The sequence below is a fragment of the Microbacterium sp. 22179 genome (assembly GCF_052045715.1).
Classification (GTDB): domain Bacteria; phylum Actinomycetota; class Actinomycetes; order Actinomycetales; family Microbacteriaceae; genus Microbacterium; species Microbacterium galbinum.
In genome coordinates this window covers 48,589-62,704 of record NZ_JBQEPJ010000002.1, presented here as the reverse complement: position 1 = coordinate 62,704, position 14,116 = coordinate 48,589, and the positions used below count along the sequence as shown (strand labels likewise).

At 69.7% G+C, this 14,116-nt stretch carries 13 protein-coding genes; 8 read left to right on the top strand and 5 right to left on the bottom strand.

Annotated elements, in window-relative coordinates; translation table 11 throughout:
- Positions 1-78: 78 nt before the first annotated feature.
- A complete protein-coding gene (locus tag ACTJKK_RS05385) occupies positions 79-1,071 on the bottom strand; it encodes a hypothetical protein (protein ID WP_440747242.1) in 993 nt (330 codons plus the stop codon).
- Positions 1,072-1,167: 96 nt separating this feature from the next.
- Positions 1,168-1,860: an NTP transferase domain-containing protein gene (locus tag ACTJKK_RS05380; protein WP_247634340.1), complete on the bottom strand. Its 693-nt coding sequence runs from the start codon at positions 1,858-1,860 to the stop codon at positions 1,168-1,170.
- Positions 1,861-2,100: 240 nt separating this feature from the next.
- Between ACTJKK_RS05380 and ACTJKK_RS05375 the strand changes: the two genes are divergently transcribed.
- The 3 genes from ACTJKK_RS05375 to ACTJKK_RS05365 are packed head-to-tail and all read left to right on the top strand — an operon-like array spanning position 2,101 to position 5,733.
- Positions 2,101-3,891: an ABC transporter ATP-binding protein gene (locus ACTJKK_RS05375; RefSeq protein WP_440747241.1), complete on the top strand. Its 1,791-nt coding sequence runs from the start codon at positions 2,101-2,103 to the stop codon at positions 3,889-3,891.
- Positions 3,867-5,426: a hypothetical protein gene (locus tag ACTJKK_RS05370; protein WP_440747240.1), complete on the top strand. Its 1,560-nt coding sequence runs from the start codon at positions 3,867-3,869 to the stop codon at positions 5,424-5,426. Before ACTJKK_RS05375 ends, ACTJKK_RS05370 begins: the two co-directional genes overlap by 25 nt.
- A 40-nt stretch (positions 5,427-5,466) precedes the next feature.
- Complete coding sequence (locus ACTJKK_RS05365) at positions 5,467-5,733, top strand: DUF3039 domain-containing protein (protein WP_247624800.1); 267 nt, start codon at positions 5,467-5,469, stop codon at positions 5,731-5,733.
- 16 nt (positions 5,734-5,749) lie between these two features.
- Here the strand turns inward: ACTJKK_RS05365 and ACTJKK_RS05360 are convergent, their stop codons facing one another.
- Positions 5,750-7,075: a nicotinate phosphoribosyltransferase gene (locus tag ACTJKK_RS05360; protein WP_440747239.1), complete on the bottom strand. Its 1,326-nt coding sequence runs from the start codon at positions 7,073-7,075 to the stop codon at positions 5,750-5,752.
- A gap of 62 nt (positions 7,076-7,137) precedes the next feature.
- Here ACTJKK_RS05360 and murI point away from each other — a divergent pair, with 62 nt between their 5' ends.
- From murI to ACTJKK_RS05340, 4 genes are all read left to right on the top strand, one after another.
- On the top strand, positions 7,138-7,974 hold the full coding sequence (gene murI, locus ACTJKK_RS05355) for a glutamate racemase (RefSeq protein WP_247624798.1): 837 nt from the start codon (positions 7,138-7,140) through the stop codon (positions 7,972-7,974).
- Positions 7,975-8,008: 34 nt separating this feature from the next.
- Positions 8,009-8,746 carry a ribonuclease PH gene (gene rph, locus ACTJKK_RS05350; protein WP_247624797.1) on the top strand — a complete coding sequence of 246 codons (738 nt, stop codon included), beginning with the start codon at positions 8,009-8,011 and terminating at the stop codon, positions 8,744-8,746.
- A gap of 2 nt (positions 8,747-8,748) precedes the next feature.
- On the top strand, positions 8,749-9,342 hold the full coding sequence (gene rdgB, locus ACTJKK_RS05345; RefSeq protein ID WP_440747238.1) for an RdgB/HAM1 family non-canonical purine NTP pyrophosphatase: 594 nt from the start codon (positions 8,749-8,751) through the stop codon (positions 9,340-9,342).
- 100 nt (positions 9,343-9,442) lie between these two features.
- Positions 9,443-10,363 carry a cation diffusion facilitator family transporter gene (locus ACTJKK_RS05340; RefSeq protein WP_440747237.1) on the top strand — a complete coding sequence of 307 codons (921 nt, stop codon included), beginning with the start codon at positions 9,443-9,445 and terminating at the stop codon, positions 10,361-10,363.
- Positions 10,364-10,366: 3 nt separating this feature from the next.
- Here the strand turns inward: ACTJKK_RS05340 and ligD are convergent, their stop codons facing one another.
- Positions 10,367-12,331 carry a non-homologous end-joining DNA ligase gene (ligD, locus tag ACTJKK_RS05335; RefSeq protein ID WP_440747236.1) on the bottom strand — a complete coding sequence of 655 codons (1,965 nt, stop codon included), beginning with the start codon at positions 12,329-12,331 and terminating at the stop codon, positions 10,367-10,369.
- A gap of 57 nt (positions 12,332-12,388) precedes the next feature.
- On the opposite strand from ligD, the gene ku reads away from it, so the two are divergent.
- Positions 12,389-13,294, top strand: coding sequence for a non-homologous end joining protein Ku (gene ku, locus ACTJKK_RS05330; protein WP_440747235.1), 906 nt, complete (start codon positions 12,389-12,391; stop codon positions 13,292-13,294).
- Positions 13,295-13,322: 28 nt separating this feature from the next.
- On the opposite strand, the gene ACTJKK_RS05325 is transcribed toward ku, so the two are convergent.
- Positions 13,323-14,096 (bottom strand): DedA family protein, encoded by a 774-nt coding sequence (locus tag ACTJKK_RS05325; protein ID WP_440747234.1) that lies wholly within the window; start codon positions 14,094-14,096, stop codon positions 13,323-13,325.
- Positions 14,097-14,116 lie beyond the last annotated feature (20 nt).

The window sequence follows — 14,116 nt, the reverse complement described above, 5'->3', positions numbered from 1 at the left end:
ATCGTCGCCGCGGCTCGGCCTGTTGGATGCTCGCCACAACGGGTGGCGTGATCCTTTGGTGAGGTGCTCTCTGTCCGATCAGCGCAGCGGAGCGTCGGCGCCCGGATTCTCGGGGAGCTCGTGGTCGCCGCGCGGGGCGGAATCGGACTCCAGCTCTCCGCTCGCGCCGCGTCCGCGACGGGTGGTCAGCTCCCCGACCTTGCGACCCGCCCAGCCCACCCCGCGCGCCGCCGTACCGGCCGCGCCCGCGACCGCAGAACCCGCATAGCGCGCGCCGCGGAGCACGCGGAGTTCGACCTTCTCGGCACCGGCAACGGGTTCGAGCTCGGGAGGGAGGTCGAGGGGAGCGGCCCCGAACGCGCGGTGCGAGGTCGTCAGCACGCGTCGGCCGAGGATGTGGTTGCCCGCGCCGCCGATCGCCGCGCCCACTCCGAACGGCAGCGCCTTGCCCAGGAACGAGGCGCCGCCGCGCGCGGCGAACTGCTTCACGAACATGCTCTTGAGCTGATCGACGAGCGGTCCGACGGCGGCACGGGGGAGGGATTTCGTCACGAGCTCGCCCCAGTAGGCGTTGCGGGTGCCGCCGCGGCCGGCGACCTGACCGGCGAGCTGTCCGACCAGGTCGACGCCCTCCTTGCCGAGCATCAGGGTCATCACCAGCGCCCGGGCGCGATCGGGGTTGGCGACCGCGATGCCGTGCACCTCGGCGACCGACTGCGCGAACAGGGCGGTCGACTCGACGAAGCCGACCGTCTCGACGCCGGAGAGCGCGAGCGTCACGCCGGTGCCGATCCCCGGTACGACGGCTGTGGCTCCGACCGCTGCCCCACCGGTGGTGACGGCGGCGAGGTAGCGCCGTTCGAGGATCCGTACGATCTCGGCGGGTGACGCATGGGGATTGCGCAGACGGATGCTGCGGATGTGCGCGAGCACGAGCGGGCGCTGGATGGAGAGCACGCGATCGAGGCCACGGACGACGAACGGATGCTCGGGCGATCCCGTCGGAGGGATGCCCTTGTCCCACGGGGCGTCGTCCGGGAGGGAGTGGATCTTGTGCACCTTCGGGGCCATGTGACGATCCTAGGAACCCCGCCCGCGAAAACGCCGGGAGCCGCACCCCTGAGGGTGCGGCTCCCGGCGTTTTTGCTGGACGCTGTCGGCAGCGACTCAGACGAAGAGGTTCGCCCGCTCGAGGTCTTCGGCGAAGTCGACCTCGACCGCGTACAGGTCGGAGACGTCCATCGGCTCGAGCAGCAGGCCGTCCTCGGCGATCGCGAGCTCGAGGCCGCGCTCGAAGTAGTCCTGGTCGTCGACGCGCTGCAGCTGGCGCATGAACGCCTTCTTCTGCGCCGACGAGATGTAGTTGATACCCACGGCCTCGCCGAGGCCGCCGGTGACGGTCTTCGACAGCTCCTTGATGAAGCCCTCGGCCGTGACCGTGTACTTCACCTCTTCGTCGCTGACCTTGGAGGTGTTGACCGTGACGAACGACTGATCGCGCTCGATGAACGAGGCCGCGCGGCCGAGGATCATCGGATCGAAGACGACGTCGCCGTTCATCCACAGCACGCCGCCGCGTCCGGTCGCGCCGAGGGCGCGCAGGAGGCTCTTCGACGTGTTGGTCTCGTCGTAGCGCTCGTTGTGCACGTAGTTGGCGGAGGGGAAGGCCTCGATGATGGTCTCGGCGCGGTAGCCGACCACGGTGGTGATGCGCGCGTCGGTGCCGAACGCGGCGCGGATGTTGTCATGCTGCTGGCGCATGATCGTGCGGCCGTCGCCGAGTTCGGTGAGCGGCTTGGGCAGCGAACGGCCCAGGCGCGAGCCCATGCCGGCTGCGAGGATGACGGTCTGAAGAGTCACGAGTGCTCCTTTGGAAGGTGTGTTCATGGCCGGTTAACCAGCCGGACACTTCGTCGTGCCGCGTTCATGCTAGCGATGGACCCTGGGAAACACCGGGTCTCACGGCGCCCGTTGCCGTTTCGTGACCCAGTCCACACCGTATACCCAGGGTCGACGTCGGGGAAGGCGCCCGGGTGATTGTCAGGGTGAATGTTGCGACCGACCCCGGGGAAGTCGGCTCGCGTTGATACCGTAGAACCCGTGACTGCTTCCCCCGACGCCCGCCCCGAAAAGGCGGAGGACCCCACGACCGAATCGAAGGCGACCCCGGAGAAGCGGACGGCGACGTCGAAGCGAGCATCCGCGTCCTCCGCGGCGGCGAAGAAGGCTTCCGCGCCCCGCACGCCCGCCGCGAAAAAGACTCCCGCAGCCCACACGCCCGCGAAGCGCCCGAGCACGGCGAAGGCCGCGGCGGAGAAGGCCGCTGCGGGCACCGACATCGTCATCGAGCCCGTCTCGGCGGCGGGCCCGATCGAGAAGAAGGTTCCCGCGCGGCCGGCTGCCGGAGCGCGTGCCACGACGACGCGTACACCCGCGAAGTCCGCGGCGGCGAAAACGGCCGCAGCCAAGTCGGCGGCGGCGAAGAAGACGACCGCCGCGAGCACGACCGCTGCGGCGAAGACCACGGCGGCGAAGACCACCGCAGCGAAGACCACGGCCGCGAAGACAGCGGCCGCGAAATCGGCTGCAGCGAAGTCGACCGCGGCGAAGTCGACGGCGGCGAAGACCGCTGCGGCGAAGACCGCGGCGACGAAGGCTCAGGCGGCGAAGTCGACGGCACGCACCGCCGCGTCACGCGCCGCTTCCACTCGCACGACCGCGGCGAAGACTGCCGCCGCGAAGACCGCTGCGGCGAAGGCGGCCGCGGCTCAGGCCGCGGAGGTCGCCGAGCCGAAGCCGCAGGCTCCCGTCACGATCGAGTCGACCCGGATCGACCCGCCTGAGGCGGTGGTCGAGGTCGACGGGACGGCCGGTGCCGGAGCGACGGTCGGCGTCGACGAGGTGCTCGTCGAAGCGGAGACCGCGGAGGCGGATGTCGTCGAGCCCGAGGCCGTCAAGGCGGAGGTCGCCGAGCCTGAGGTCGTCGAGCCTGAGGTCGTCGAGCCCGAGGTCGTCGAGGCCGAGATCGCTGAGACGGAGACCACCGAAGCCGGGCCCGAGGTCGAGGCCACGGACGTCCGGTCCGAGGCATCCGCCGTCGCCGCGGAATCGGCCGCCCCCGCTGCGTCGGACGTCGAGGCTCTGCACATCCGCGGGCTCGTCAAGCATTTCGGCGACAATCGCGCCGTGCACGGCATAGACCTGTCGGTGCCGGCAGGCTCCTTCTACGGCATCGTCGGACCCAACGGAGCCGGTAAGACGACGACGCTGTCGATCATCGCGGGGCTGCTGCGCGCCGACGCCGGGAGCGTCGTGATCTGCGGCATCGACCAGGCGACGAACTCCCAGGCGGCGAAGCGGGTGATGGGCGTCCTCCCCGATCGCCTGCGCACGTTCGACCGCCTGACCGGCCGTCAGCTCCTCTACTATTACGGGCTCCTGCGCGGCCTGGCCTCCGACGTGATCGAGAAGCGCGTCGCCGATCTCGCGCGCGCGTTCGATCTGGGGGATGCGCTCGGTCGCGTCGTCTCGGACTACTCGGCGGGTATGACCAAGAAGGTCATGCTCGCGGGGGCGATGATCCATTCGCCGCGCGTGCTCGTGCTCGACGAGCCGTTCGAATCGGTCGACCCCGTCTCCTCGGCGGTGATCCTCGACATCCTGCGGGCGTATGTCGCGCACGGCGGCACCGTCATCCTGTCGAGCCACGGGATGGATCTCGTGGAGCGGGTGTGCTCGCGCGTCGCGATCATCGTCGACGGCGAAGTGCTCGCCGAGGGGACGATCGACGAGGTGCGGGCGGGCCAGACGCTCGAAGCGCGCTTCGTCGAGCTCTCCGGCGGTATCGGAGAGGTGGAGGGACTCGAGTGGCTGCACACGTTCTCCGACTGAGGCTCGCCCTTCTGCTCGGATCGCTGCGCGGCGAGCGCCGGACGCGGTCGATCCTGTCCTTCCTCGTCGTCGTGGCGATCACGGTCGTCGTCTGCACCTCGGTGCTCAGCCTCTCCGGCGCACCGCTCGGGGTCGCCCGCACGGTCACCGTCCTCGGCGGCGCCGCGATCCTCCTCGGCTTCCTCATCGGCCCGATCCTCGTGGGAGCCGTGGACCAGCTCGATCCTCGCCGCTTCGCCGTCTTCGGCGTCGACGAGCGTCAGATGCCGTGGATCCTCGTCGTCGCGTCGCTGATCAGCGTCCCGAGCCTGGCTCTCCTGGCCGTGTACCTCAGCGTCGGCATCGCGGCGGTGCAGCTCGGCGTCGCGTGGCCGCTCGCGGTCGGGATGACGGTGGTGGGCATCGTCAGCACCATCCTGGTCGCGCGCATCGGCATGGCGGTCAATGCGCTGCTGCTGCCCGAACGGCGCTCGCGCGAGCTCACGGCACTGTTCGTGCTCGCGCTGCTCGTCGTCGCGTTCCCTGTCGCCGTGTTCCTCGCGTCGTTCCGGTGGGACGGGGAGGTGCCGGCATCCCTGATCTCGCTGACGGGCGTGATCTCCCTCACCCCGCTCGGAGCGGCGCCCGGCGCGCTCTTCCAGGCGCCCGAGAGCTCGACGACGTGGCTCATCGGCCTCATCGCCGTCGTGACCCTCGCGGGGCTCTGGGTGGTGTGGGAATGGCTGGTCCGCCGCCTGCTCACGACGACCGAGCGGCCCGTGGCCGCGCGCGAACGCACCGGTCTCGGGTGGTTCGCCCTCCTGCCGTCGACGGCCTTCGGAGCCATCGCCTCGCGCAGCCTCGTGTACTGGCTGCGCGACCGCCGCTACATCGTCAACGTGATCGTCGTCCCGGTCGCGGGGGTCCTCACGGTGCTCCCGCTCCTGGTCGCCGGGGTACCGCTCGAGATCGCCGCCCTCGTGCCGGTCCCCGTGATGGCGCTCTTCTTCGGATGGTTGCCGCACAACGACGTCGCCTACGACTCGACGGCCCTGTGGACGCACGTCGCCAGCGGTGTGCGCGGGCTGCCCGATCGGCTCGGGCGCCTGGTCCCCGTTCTCCTGGTGTCGATTCCGGTCCTGGCGATCGCCGTTCCGCTCACGCTCCTCGTCATCGACGACTGGCATCTGCTGCTGCCGCTGATCGGTCTCGGATCCAGCCTGCTGCTCTCGGCCCTCGGCCTGTCGAGCATCGTGTCGGTCGTCGCGCCGTACGCGGTGTCACGCCCGGGCGACAGTCCGTTCCAGCAACCGCAGCGTCCGACGTCGCGCGGCGCCTACGGGCCGGCCGTCGCGTTCCTCGGGGCGATCCTCGTCAGCGGCCCGGTCATCTGGCTCTTCGCCTCGAACCTCCTCGCGGGGGAGGAGCAGGCGATGGCGACGTTCTGGGCCGGCCTCGGTACCGGCGTCGGTGTCTTCGTCATCGGAGCGGTCGTCGGCGGCCTCATCTTCGAACGCAGCGGGGAACGCCTCATGGAGTTCGTCGAGACCGCGTGACGCCGCCCCGCGCACGCGTGGACGCGGCTAGACTCACGGGATGAGTACTCCGCTGGACAGCCCCGATCAGGGCGGCGTGGCAACGCTTGATCGCGAACTGGAAGAGCTCCTCCGAGAGGAGAATCTCGAGCCGGGTGACCACGAGCGTTTCTCGCATTACGTGAAGAAGGACAAGATCCTCGAGTCGGCGATCACCGGCAAGCCGGTCCGCGCACTCTGCGGCAAGAAGTGGACACCGGGGCGCGACCCCGAGAAGTTCCCGATCTGCCCGACGTGCAAGGAGATCTACGAGTCGATGACGCGCTGACCGCGCGGGCGCGATCTCACTCCACGTCGATGTAGACGGTGGGGATGGCCGGGTCGGACTTGCTCAGCGCGAGCGCGCGCACCGGCAGTTCCTCGCGGACGCGGAGGTGATGTTCGCGGGCGGATGCCGTTCCCGCGACTCCCTCGTGCGCGGAGTCGATCTCGCCGTTGTCGATGAACGTCACCTGGAGCGGGCGCCCGCCGACGGAGGATGCCGGTCCGTCCAGCTTCTCGAAGCCGTCGGCGACGAGAACCTCCTCCGCGGTGGCGACGCCGTCCTCGAGGCGACGGAAGGCCGCTTTGCGGCCGCCGTGCGACGCCTTGTCCGCGGAAGCCTTGGCGACGCCGATCCACGAGCCCGCGGCATCCTGTCGGGCGACGAGCTTGTAGACCATGCTGGCCGTCGGATATCCCGATCCCGTGACCACCGACGTACCGACGCCGTAGGCGTCGACGGGCGACGCGGCGAGGGCCGCGATGGCGTACTCGTCGAGGTCGCTCGTGACCGTGATGCGGGTCTCGGTGGCCCCGAGGGCGTCGAGCTGCTCGCGCACGGCGGCCGCCACGGTGGGCAGGTCTCCGGAGTCGATGCGCACCCCGCCGAGACCCGTGCCGGCGACGCGGATCGCCGTCTCCACGCCCGTCGGGATGTCGTAGGTGTCGACGAGCAGCGTGGTGTCGGTTCCGAGGCTCTCGATCTGCGACCGGAAGGCCTCTTCCTCGCTGTCGTGGAGCAGGGTCCAGGAGTGCGCGGCGGTGCCCATCGTCGGGATGCCCCACGTGCGCCCGGCCTCAAGATTGCTCGTCGATCGGAACCCGGCGATGTAGGCGGCGCGGGCGGCCGCGACGGCCGACCGCTCGGCGGCGCGTCGCGATCCCATCTCCGCGAGGGGGCGCTCGCCCGCCGCGATGCTCATGCGCGAGGCGGCCGTGGCGACGGCCGAGTCGTGGTTGAGCACGCTCAGCGCCAGCGTCTCGAGCACGACCGCATCGGCGAAGCTGCCCTCGACGGTGAGGATGGGGGAGCCGGGGAAGTACAGCTCGCCCTCGCGGTATCCGCGAATGGACCCGGTGAACCGGTAATCCTCGAGGTAGCGCAGGGATGCCGCATCGACCACGTCGTTGTCGCGGAGGAAACGAAGCTCGTCGTCAGCGAAGCGGAAGTCGCGCACCAGGCTGAGCAGGCGCCCGGTGCCAGCGACGACCCCGAACCGGCGTCCGCCCGAGAGGCGGCGCGAGAAGAGCTCGAACACGCTCGGGCGCGATGCGGTCCCGTCGCGCAGCGATGCGGCGAGCATCGTGAGTTCGTAGCGGTCGGTGAGCAGCGCCGTCGACGAGGTCATGCGCTCAGTTTAGTGAGCGCGGCTCACCTGCGGCCGTGTCGTCGCGACTAGGCTGGGGAGTCATGAACGACGCGCCGATCGGTATCTTCGACTCCGGTGTCGGCGGGCTCACGGTGGCGCGGGCCATCCGCGCCCAGCTGCCCCGCGAGTCGTTCGTCTACATCGGCGACACCGCCCACTCGCCCTACGGGCCGAAGCCCATCGCCGACGTGCGCCGCTACTCGCTCGAGGTGCTCGACACGCTCGTCGACCAGGGCGTGAAGATGCTCGTGATCGCCTGCAACACGGCATCCTCGGCCATGCTCCGCGATGCGCGCGAGCGCTACGACGTGCCGGTGGTCGAGGTCATCGGACCCGCCGTTCGGCGGGCCGTCTCGACGACGCGCAACGGACGCATCGGCGTGATCGGCACGGTCGGCACGATCGGCTCACGCGCGTACCAGGACATGCTCGAGGTCAACGAGCGGCTGCAGGTGTTCACCGCGGCCTGCCCGCGCTTCGTCGAGTTCGTCGAGGCGGGCATCACCGGCACCCCGGAGGTGCTCGCCGTCGCCGAGGAGTACCTCGCGCCGCTGCGCGAAGCGGAAGTCGACACGCTCGTGCTCGGCTGCACCCACTACCCGTTCCTGCGCGGCGCCATCAGCTACGTGATGGGCGAGGGCGTCACGCTCGTGTCGAGCGATGACGAGACGGCCGGCGACGTCTACCGTCAGCTCGTCCGCGGCGATCTGCTCGCCCCGCCCGACGCGACCGCGCGGTACGTGTACGAGGCCACGGGCGACTCCGCCTCGGACTTCACCGCGCTCGCGAACCGCCTGATGGGTCGCGAGGTGCGCGACGTGCAGCTCGTCCAGACCGGCGTCATCCCCCTTCCCGACTCCCTCTCCGAGCCGCGCTGAGCGGTACCCCCTCTCCCCGAAACGAAGGAAGCCCATGTCTGACATCGTGCGTGCCGACGGCCGCTCCACCGACCAGCTCCGCGAGGTCACGATCGAGCGCGGATGGAGCTCTCAGGCCGAGGGCTCCGCGCTGATCAGTTTCGGCGGGACGAAGGTGCTGTGCACGGCATCCTTCACGAACGGCGTTCCGCGCTGGCTCACCGGCAAGGGCAAGGGGTGGGTCACCGCCGAGTACGCCATGCTGCCTCGCGCCACGAACAGCCGCAACGACCGCGAGAGCGTGAAGGGTCGCATCGGCGGGCGCACCCACGAGATCTCCCGCCTGATCGGGCGCGCGCTGCGTGCGGTCGTCGACACCAAGGCGCTCGGCGAGAACACGATCGTGATCGACTGCGACGTGCTGCAGGCCGACGGCGGAACGCGCACCGCGGCGATCACGGGCGCGTACGTCGCCCTCGCCGACGCGATCGAGTGGGGCCGTGAGAAGAAGTTCATCGGTCGCAACTCCACCCCGCTGCTCGACTCGGTCGCCGCGGTGTCGGTCGGCATCATCGATGGAGAGCCCATGCTCGATCTGGCATACGTCGAGGACGTGCGCGCGGAGACCGACATGAACGTCGTCGTCACCGGCCGCGGTCTGTTCGTCGAGGTGCAGGGCACCGCCGAGGGTGCGCCCTTCGACAAGCGCGAACTCGACGCGCTGCTGCAGCTCGGCGTCGACGGCTGCGCGACCCTCACCGAGCGGCAGATCGCCGCGCTGGCGGCCGAGTGACGATGAAGGTCGTCCTGGCCACGCACAATCCGCACAAGGTCGCCGAGTTCCAGCAGATCGTCGCCCGGGTGCGCCCCGACCTCGAAGTCGTCGGCTACGACGGACCCGAACCGGTCGAGGACGGAGTGACCTTCGCCGACAACGCGCTGATCAAGGCTCGAGCCGCGGCTGCGCACACCGGAATTCCGGCGCTCGCCGACGATTCGGGAATCTGCGTCGACGTGCTCGGCGGCTCGCCGGGCGTGTTCTCCGCCTACTGGGCGGGGCAGAAGAAGGATGCCGTCGCCAACCTCGAGCTGCTGCTCGATCAGCTGCGCGACATCGCCGACCCGCATCGCGCCGCGCACTTCACCTCGACGATCGCGCTCGTCTCACCCGATGGTGCCGAGAAGGTCGTCACCGGCATCTGGCCCGGGCGGCTCGCGCACGCCGCCTCCGGCGGGGGCGGGTTCGGGTACGACCCCATCTTCATCCCCGACGGTCAGCCGGCGGGGGAAGAGCGCTCGGTCGGGGACTTCACCGACGAGGAGAAGCAGGCGCAGTCCCATCGCGCCCGCGCGTTCGAGGAGTTGGCTCCACTGCTCGCCGACCTCTGAGTTACCGTCCGGCGCAGCGCGAGATGAGACTGGTTCTCGTTACCCTTCCCGACTAGCGAAATCGCGGCTGAACGGCTGATTCCGCGCTTAGCCTGGAGGCATGCACGATCACGCTCCCGCTGCCGGCGGCATCCGCTCGGCCGGTCACCGGCGTCTTCTGACAATCTCGCTGTGCCTCACCGCGACGATCATGGTGGTGCAGGTGGTCGGCGCTCTGCTGACCGGTTCGTTGGCGCTCCTGGCCGACGCCGCGCACATGTTCACGGACGCCTCGGCACTCGTGATCGCGCTCATCGCCGCGGCGGTGGCCGCGCGCCCCGCCGACGACCGTCGCACGTTCGGATATCAGCGGGCCGAGGTCTTCGGCGCGCTGATCAACGCGATCATCCTGATCCTGCTCGCGGGGTGGGTGGGGTTCGAGGCCGTCGGCCGCCTGATCGACCCGGGCGAGGTCGAGGTGGCGGGTCCGCTGATGCTCGCCGTCGCGGTGGTCGGTCTGCTGGCGAACGCGGTCTCGATGTGGTTGCTCAGCCGCGCGCAGCGCACCAGCATCAACGTGCGCGGGGCGTACCTCGAGGTGATGGGAGACCTGATCGGCTCGGCGGCCGTGATCGTCGCGGCGATCGTGATCGTGGCGACGGGCTGGATGCCGGCGGATGCCATCGCCTCGATGTTCATCGCGATCCTCATCATCCCGCGGGCGATCTCTCTGCTGCGGGAGGTCTTCTCGGTGCTCTCCGAGTCGGCGCCGAAGGGGACGGCGGTGGCCGACATCCGCTCGCACCTGCTCGGCTACGACGGTGTGGTCGGGGTGCACGACGTGCACGTCTGGCAACTGACCCGTGGTGCGCCGGTGTTCAGCGCGCACGTGCTCGTCGACCCGGCGATCCTCGCCGACGGACGATCGACCAGGCTCCTCTCGGAGATGCAGGGATGCCTCGCCGAGCACTTCGACGTCGAGCACTCGACGTTCCAGATCGAACCGGCGGAGCAGTCGGACTGCGAGCCGCACCACGCCTGAGGGTCAGCTCTCGCGTACGACCTCATCGGGCGATTTGTCGGGGCGCAGTCCGCGCCAGCGCGCGTGCCGCAGCACCCCGTCCGGCGTCCAGTTCGCGAATTCCACCTCGCCGACCACTTCCGGGCGCACCCAGAGCGCGTCGGAGGCGTCGGGCGCGGGAACCCCGTCGAGGGGTGCGGTCTTCGTGCGCAGCGGCTCGAGCAGGTCGAGCAGATCGCGCAGGATGCGCTCGGTGAACCCGGTTCCGACCCGGCCGACGTAGCGCAGGGGCGAGCCGGGGGAGTCGTGCACCGCGAGCAGGAGGGAACCGAGCGTGCGCTCGCGATCGCCCTTGCCCGGACGGATGCCGACGATGACCGCCTCCTGCATGCGAGTGTGCTTGAGCTTGAGCCAGGAGGGCGAGCGAGTCCCGGGGCGGTAACGCGAGTCGCGGTCCTTGACGACGACGCCTTCGAGACCGAAGTCGTCGCTCGCGGCGAGAGCGTCATCGACGTCGTCGAACACCGGCGGTACCTGCACCGGCGCGTCGAGATCGGCGATCAGGTCATCGAGGAGCGTGCGCCGCTGGTGCAGGGGGAGGCCGGTGAGATCGTGGCCGTCGAGGCGCAGCAGGTCGAAGAGCATGTACACGATGGGCGTGCGCACGACCTCTCGTTCGATCTCGCGCGCGCGGGTGAGGTGCATGCGGTTCTGCAGCCGCGAGAAGCTCGGGCGGCCGTCGTGGTCGAAGGCGACGATCTCTCCGTCGACGACCGCGTCCGCCGCCGGCAGGAACGGGGCGCCGTCACTCGTGAGCTCCGGGTAGCGCGCCGTGATGTCGGTGCCTCGGCGGGCGTGCAGACGCATCCGTCCGTTCGACCAGGTGCCCATCGCGCGGATGCCGTCCCATTTCACTTCGGCCCAGGCGGGATCGCTCAGGCGGCGCGCGAGTGCGGGGGTGCCGTGCTCGGCGAGCATCGGCTCGAAAGTCGGGAGCGTCGCCTCCGGATCGAGCGCGACGGGCGAGGCGCCGCGGCTGCTCGGCCGGTGTCGCTCCGCCTTCGACTGGGCGGCTGGAGGGGAAGTCGGGGCCGGGGCATCCGTCGGATGCAGCGCCGCCATCGGGTCGATGCCGGCTGCCGCGCGCTCCAGCACCTCGTCGAGGTCGAGCTGTGCGAGACCGGGGTCGTCGAGCTCGTCCCAGGTGCGGGGAGCTGCCACCCATGGCCGGGCGCGGCCGCGCAGCGAGTACGGCGAGATCGTCGTCTTCTTGCCGTTGTTCTGACTCCAGTCGAGGAAGACCCGGCCGCCCCGCACGGCCTTCGACATGGTGGCGGTCGCGAGGTCGGGGTGCTCGTTCTCGATGACGCGGGCGAGTTCCTTCACGACCATCGAGATCTCGGCGCTCGTCTGCTCGCCGGGGAGCGACGCGTACAGGTGGATGCCCTTGCTGCCGCTGGTCACCGGCACCGGTTCGAGCCCCATCCCGGTCAGGATGCCGCGGGCGAGACGGGCGACAACCGCGCACTGCGCGAGTCCCACGCCGGGGCCCGGGTCGAGGTCGAGCACCAGGCGGTCGGGTCGCCCGGGCAGTCCGTCAGATCCGAACCGCCACTGCGGTACGTGCAGCTCGATCGCCGCGACCTGAGCCAGCCACACCAGGGTCGGCACCTCGTCGACCAGCGGATAGTCCTTCGGACCGTCGGAGTGCACGATCGCCTGGCGGGGAATCCACTCGGGTGCCCCGCGTTCGAGCTGCTTCGTGAAGAAGGCATCGGCCGGGGCATCCGCCGTCCCCACACCCTCGACCCAGCGCTTGCGGGTCACGGGGCGACCGGCGAGCAGGGGCAGCAGCTGCGGCGCGATGGCCGAGTAGTAGGCGAAGATCTCGCCCTTCGTCGTACCGGTTTCGGGATACACGACCTTGTCGAGGTTGGTCACGCGCAGGCGGCGTCCTTCGACCTGCACGATCCGACCGTCGACGACCATGGAGCCAGCGTAGTCAAGGGCTGGTCTCGGCCGGTGCCGCTGGTGTTCACTGGGGTCATGAGAACGATCTGGAAGGGCGCGGTCACGTTCGGGCTCGTCAACGTGCCGGTGAAGGTGTACTCCGCCACCGAGGACCACGACGTTCCGCTGCACCAGGTGCACGACAAGGACGGGGGACGCATCCGCTACCAGCGCACGTGCGAGGTCTGCGGTGAGACGGTGGCCTACTCCGACATCGATCGCGCCTACGTCGACGAGGGGCACACCGTCCTGCTCACCAAGGACGATCTCGCCGCTCTCCCGTCCGAGAAGAGCCGCGAGATCGATGTCGTGGAGTTCGTGCCCAGCGACCAGGTCGATCTGCTCACCCTCGACAAGCCGTACTACCTCGAGCCGGATTCGAAATCCCCCAAGGCTTACGTGCTGCTGCGCAAGACGCTCGAGCAGAGCGACCGCACCGCGATCGTGCGCTTCACGCTCCGGCAGAAGACCCGTCTCGCCGCGCTGCGGGTGCGCGGGGACGTGCTCGTGCTGCAGACGCTGCTCTGGGCCGACGAGGTGCGCGAGGTCGACTTCCCTTCGTTGCACGAGGACGTGTCGATCTCGAAGAAGGAGCTCGAACTGTCGGCATCGCTGGTCGAGAGCTACTCGAGCGACTTCGACCCGGAGGAGTTCGTAGACGAGTACCAGAAGGAGCTGCGCACGCTCATCGACGCCAAGATCGATGCGGGCGAGGGCTTCGATGTCGCCGACACCTTCGGCGAGGCGGAGGGAGCGGAGAAGGGCGGCGAGGTCATCGACCTCATGGAGGCCCTGCGCGCCAGCGTCGCGAAGTCGAAGGAACAGCGGGCGAAGGGCTCCGCGGAGAAGTCCGGCGGTGACGGGAAGGATGCCGACGCCGGGAAGTCGGCCGCGAAGAAGCCTGCCGCGAAGAAGGCGCCGGCGAAGAGGAAAGCGGGCTGACGCCCGCGCCCGCTTTCAGCCCGCGTCGTCAGTGCTTGCCGTCGCCGTCCAGGTCGGGCGCGCGGTCGAAGACCTCGGAATCGAGCGTGAGGGCCTCTGCCTCGGCCGCATCGGTGACGACGTCGTGGCCGGCCTCGGCTTCCTTCTTGGCCTTGTAGCGCTCGCGGAGGTAGTGCCACAGCGTGACCAGAGCAGTGCCGCCGACGGCGGCGAGCAGGATCAGGTCGATGTAGCTCTCGACGAAGTCCGCCACGGGCGGGATGAACCCGATGGCGTAGCCGAACATCGTGAGACCGAAGCCCCAGAGGATGGCACCGATGAGGTTGTAGAGCGTGTACTTGCGCCACGGCATGTGTCCGACGCCCGCGGCGACCGGGGCGAACGTGCGCACGATCGGCACGAACCGGGCGAGGATCACGGTGATGCCGCCGAAGCGCTCGAAGAACGCGTTCGTGCGCTCGACGTTCTTCTTGCTGAAGAGTCCCGATTCCTTGCGCTCGAAGACGGCCGGACCGCCCTTGTGGCCGATCACGTAGCCGACCTCGCCGCCGACGAACGCCGAGAGACCGATCAGCAGCGCCACGAACCACACGTTGATGCCGAAGACGCCGTGCTCGGAACCTGCGATCGCGTGCGACAGCAGGCCCGCGATCACGAGCAGCGTGTCACCCGGGAGCAGGAAGCCGACCAGCAGTCCGGTCTCGGCGAAGACGATGAAGCACACCACGAGGAGAGCCCACGGACCCGCCGTGCCGATGATCGTGGCCGGGTCGAGCCAGGGGATGAGCGCGGCGTGATGCATGAGTGTCCCGTCGTGGTGCG

Coding starts and splice junctions, on each gene's coding strand:
- murI (WP_247624798.1), top strand. CDS start 7,138: ATGAACGACGCGCCGATCGGTATCTTCGACTCCGGTGTCGGCGGGCTC.
- rph (WP_247624797.1), top strand. CDS start 8,009: ATGTCTGACATCGTGCGTGCCGACGGCCGCTCCACCGACCAGCTCCGC.
- ACTJKK_RS05360 (WP_440747239.1), bottom strand. CDS start 7,075: ATGACCTCGTCGACGGCGCTGCTCACCGACCGCTACGAACTCACGATG.
- ligD (WP_440747236.1), bottom strand. CDS start 12,331: ATGGTCGTCGACGGTCGGATCGTGCAGGTCGAAGGACGCCGCCTGCGC.
- ACTJKK_RS05365 (WP_247624800.1), top strand. CDS start 5,467: ATGAGTACTCCGCTGGACAGCCCCGATCAGGGCGGCGTGGCAACGCTT.
- ACTJKK_RS05385 (WP_440747242.1), bottom strand. CDS start 1,071: ATGGCCCCGAAGGTGCACAAGATCCACTCCCTCCCGGACGACGCCCCG.
- ACTJKK_RS05325 (WP_440747234.1), bottom strand. CDS start 14,096: ATGCATCACGCCGCGCTCATCCCCTGGCTCGACCCGGCCACGATCATC.
- ku (WP_440747235.1), top strand. CDS start 12,389: ATGAGAACGATCTGGAAGGGCGCGGTCACGTTCGGGCTCGTCAACGTG.
- rdgB (WP_440747238.1), top strand. CDS start 8,749: ATGAAGGTCGTCCTGGCCACGCACAATCCGCACAAGGTCGCCGAGTTC.
- ACTJKK_RS05340 (WP_440747237.1), top strand. CDS start 9,443: ATGCACGATCACGCTCCCGCTGCCGGCGGCATCCGCTCGGCCGGTCAC.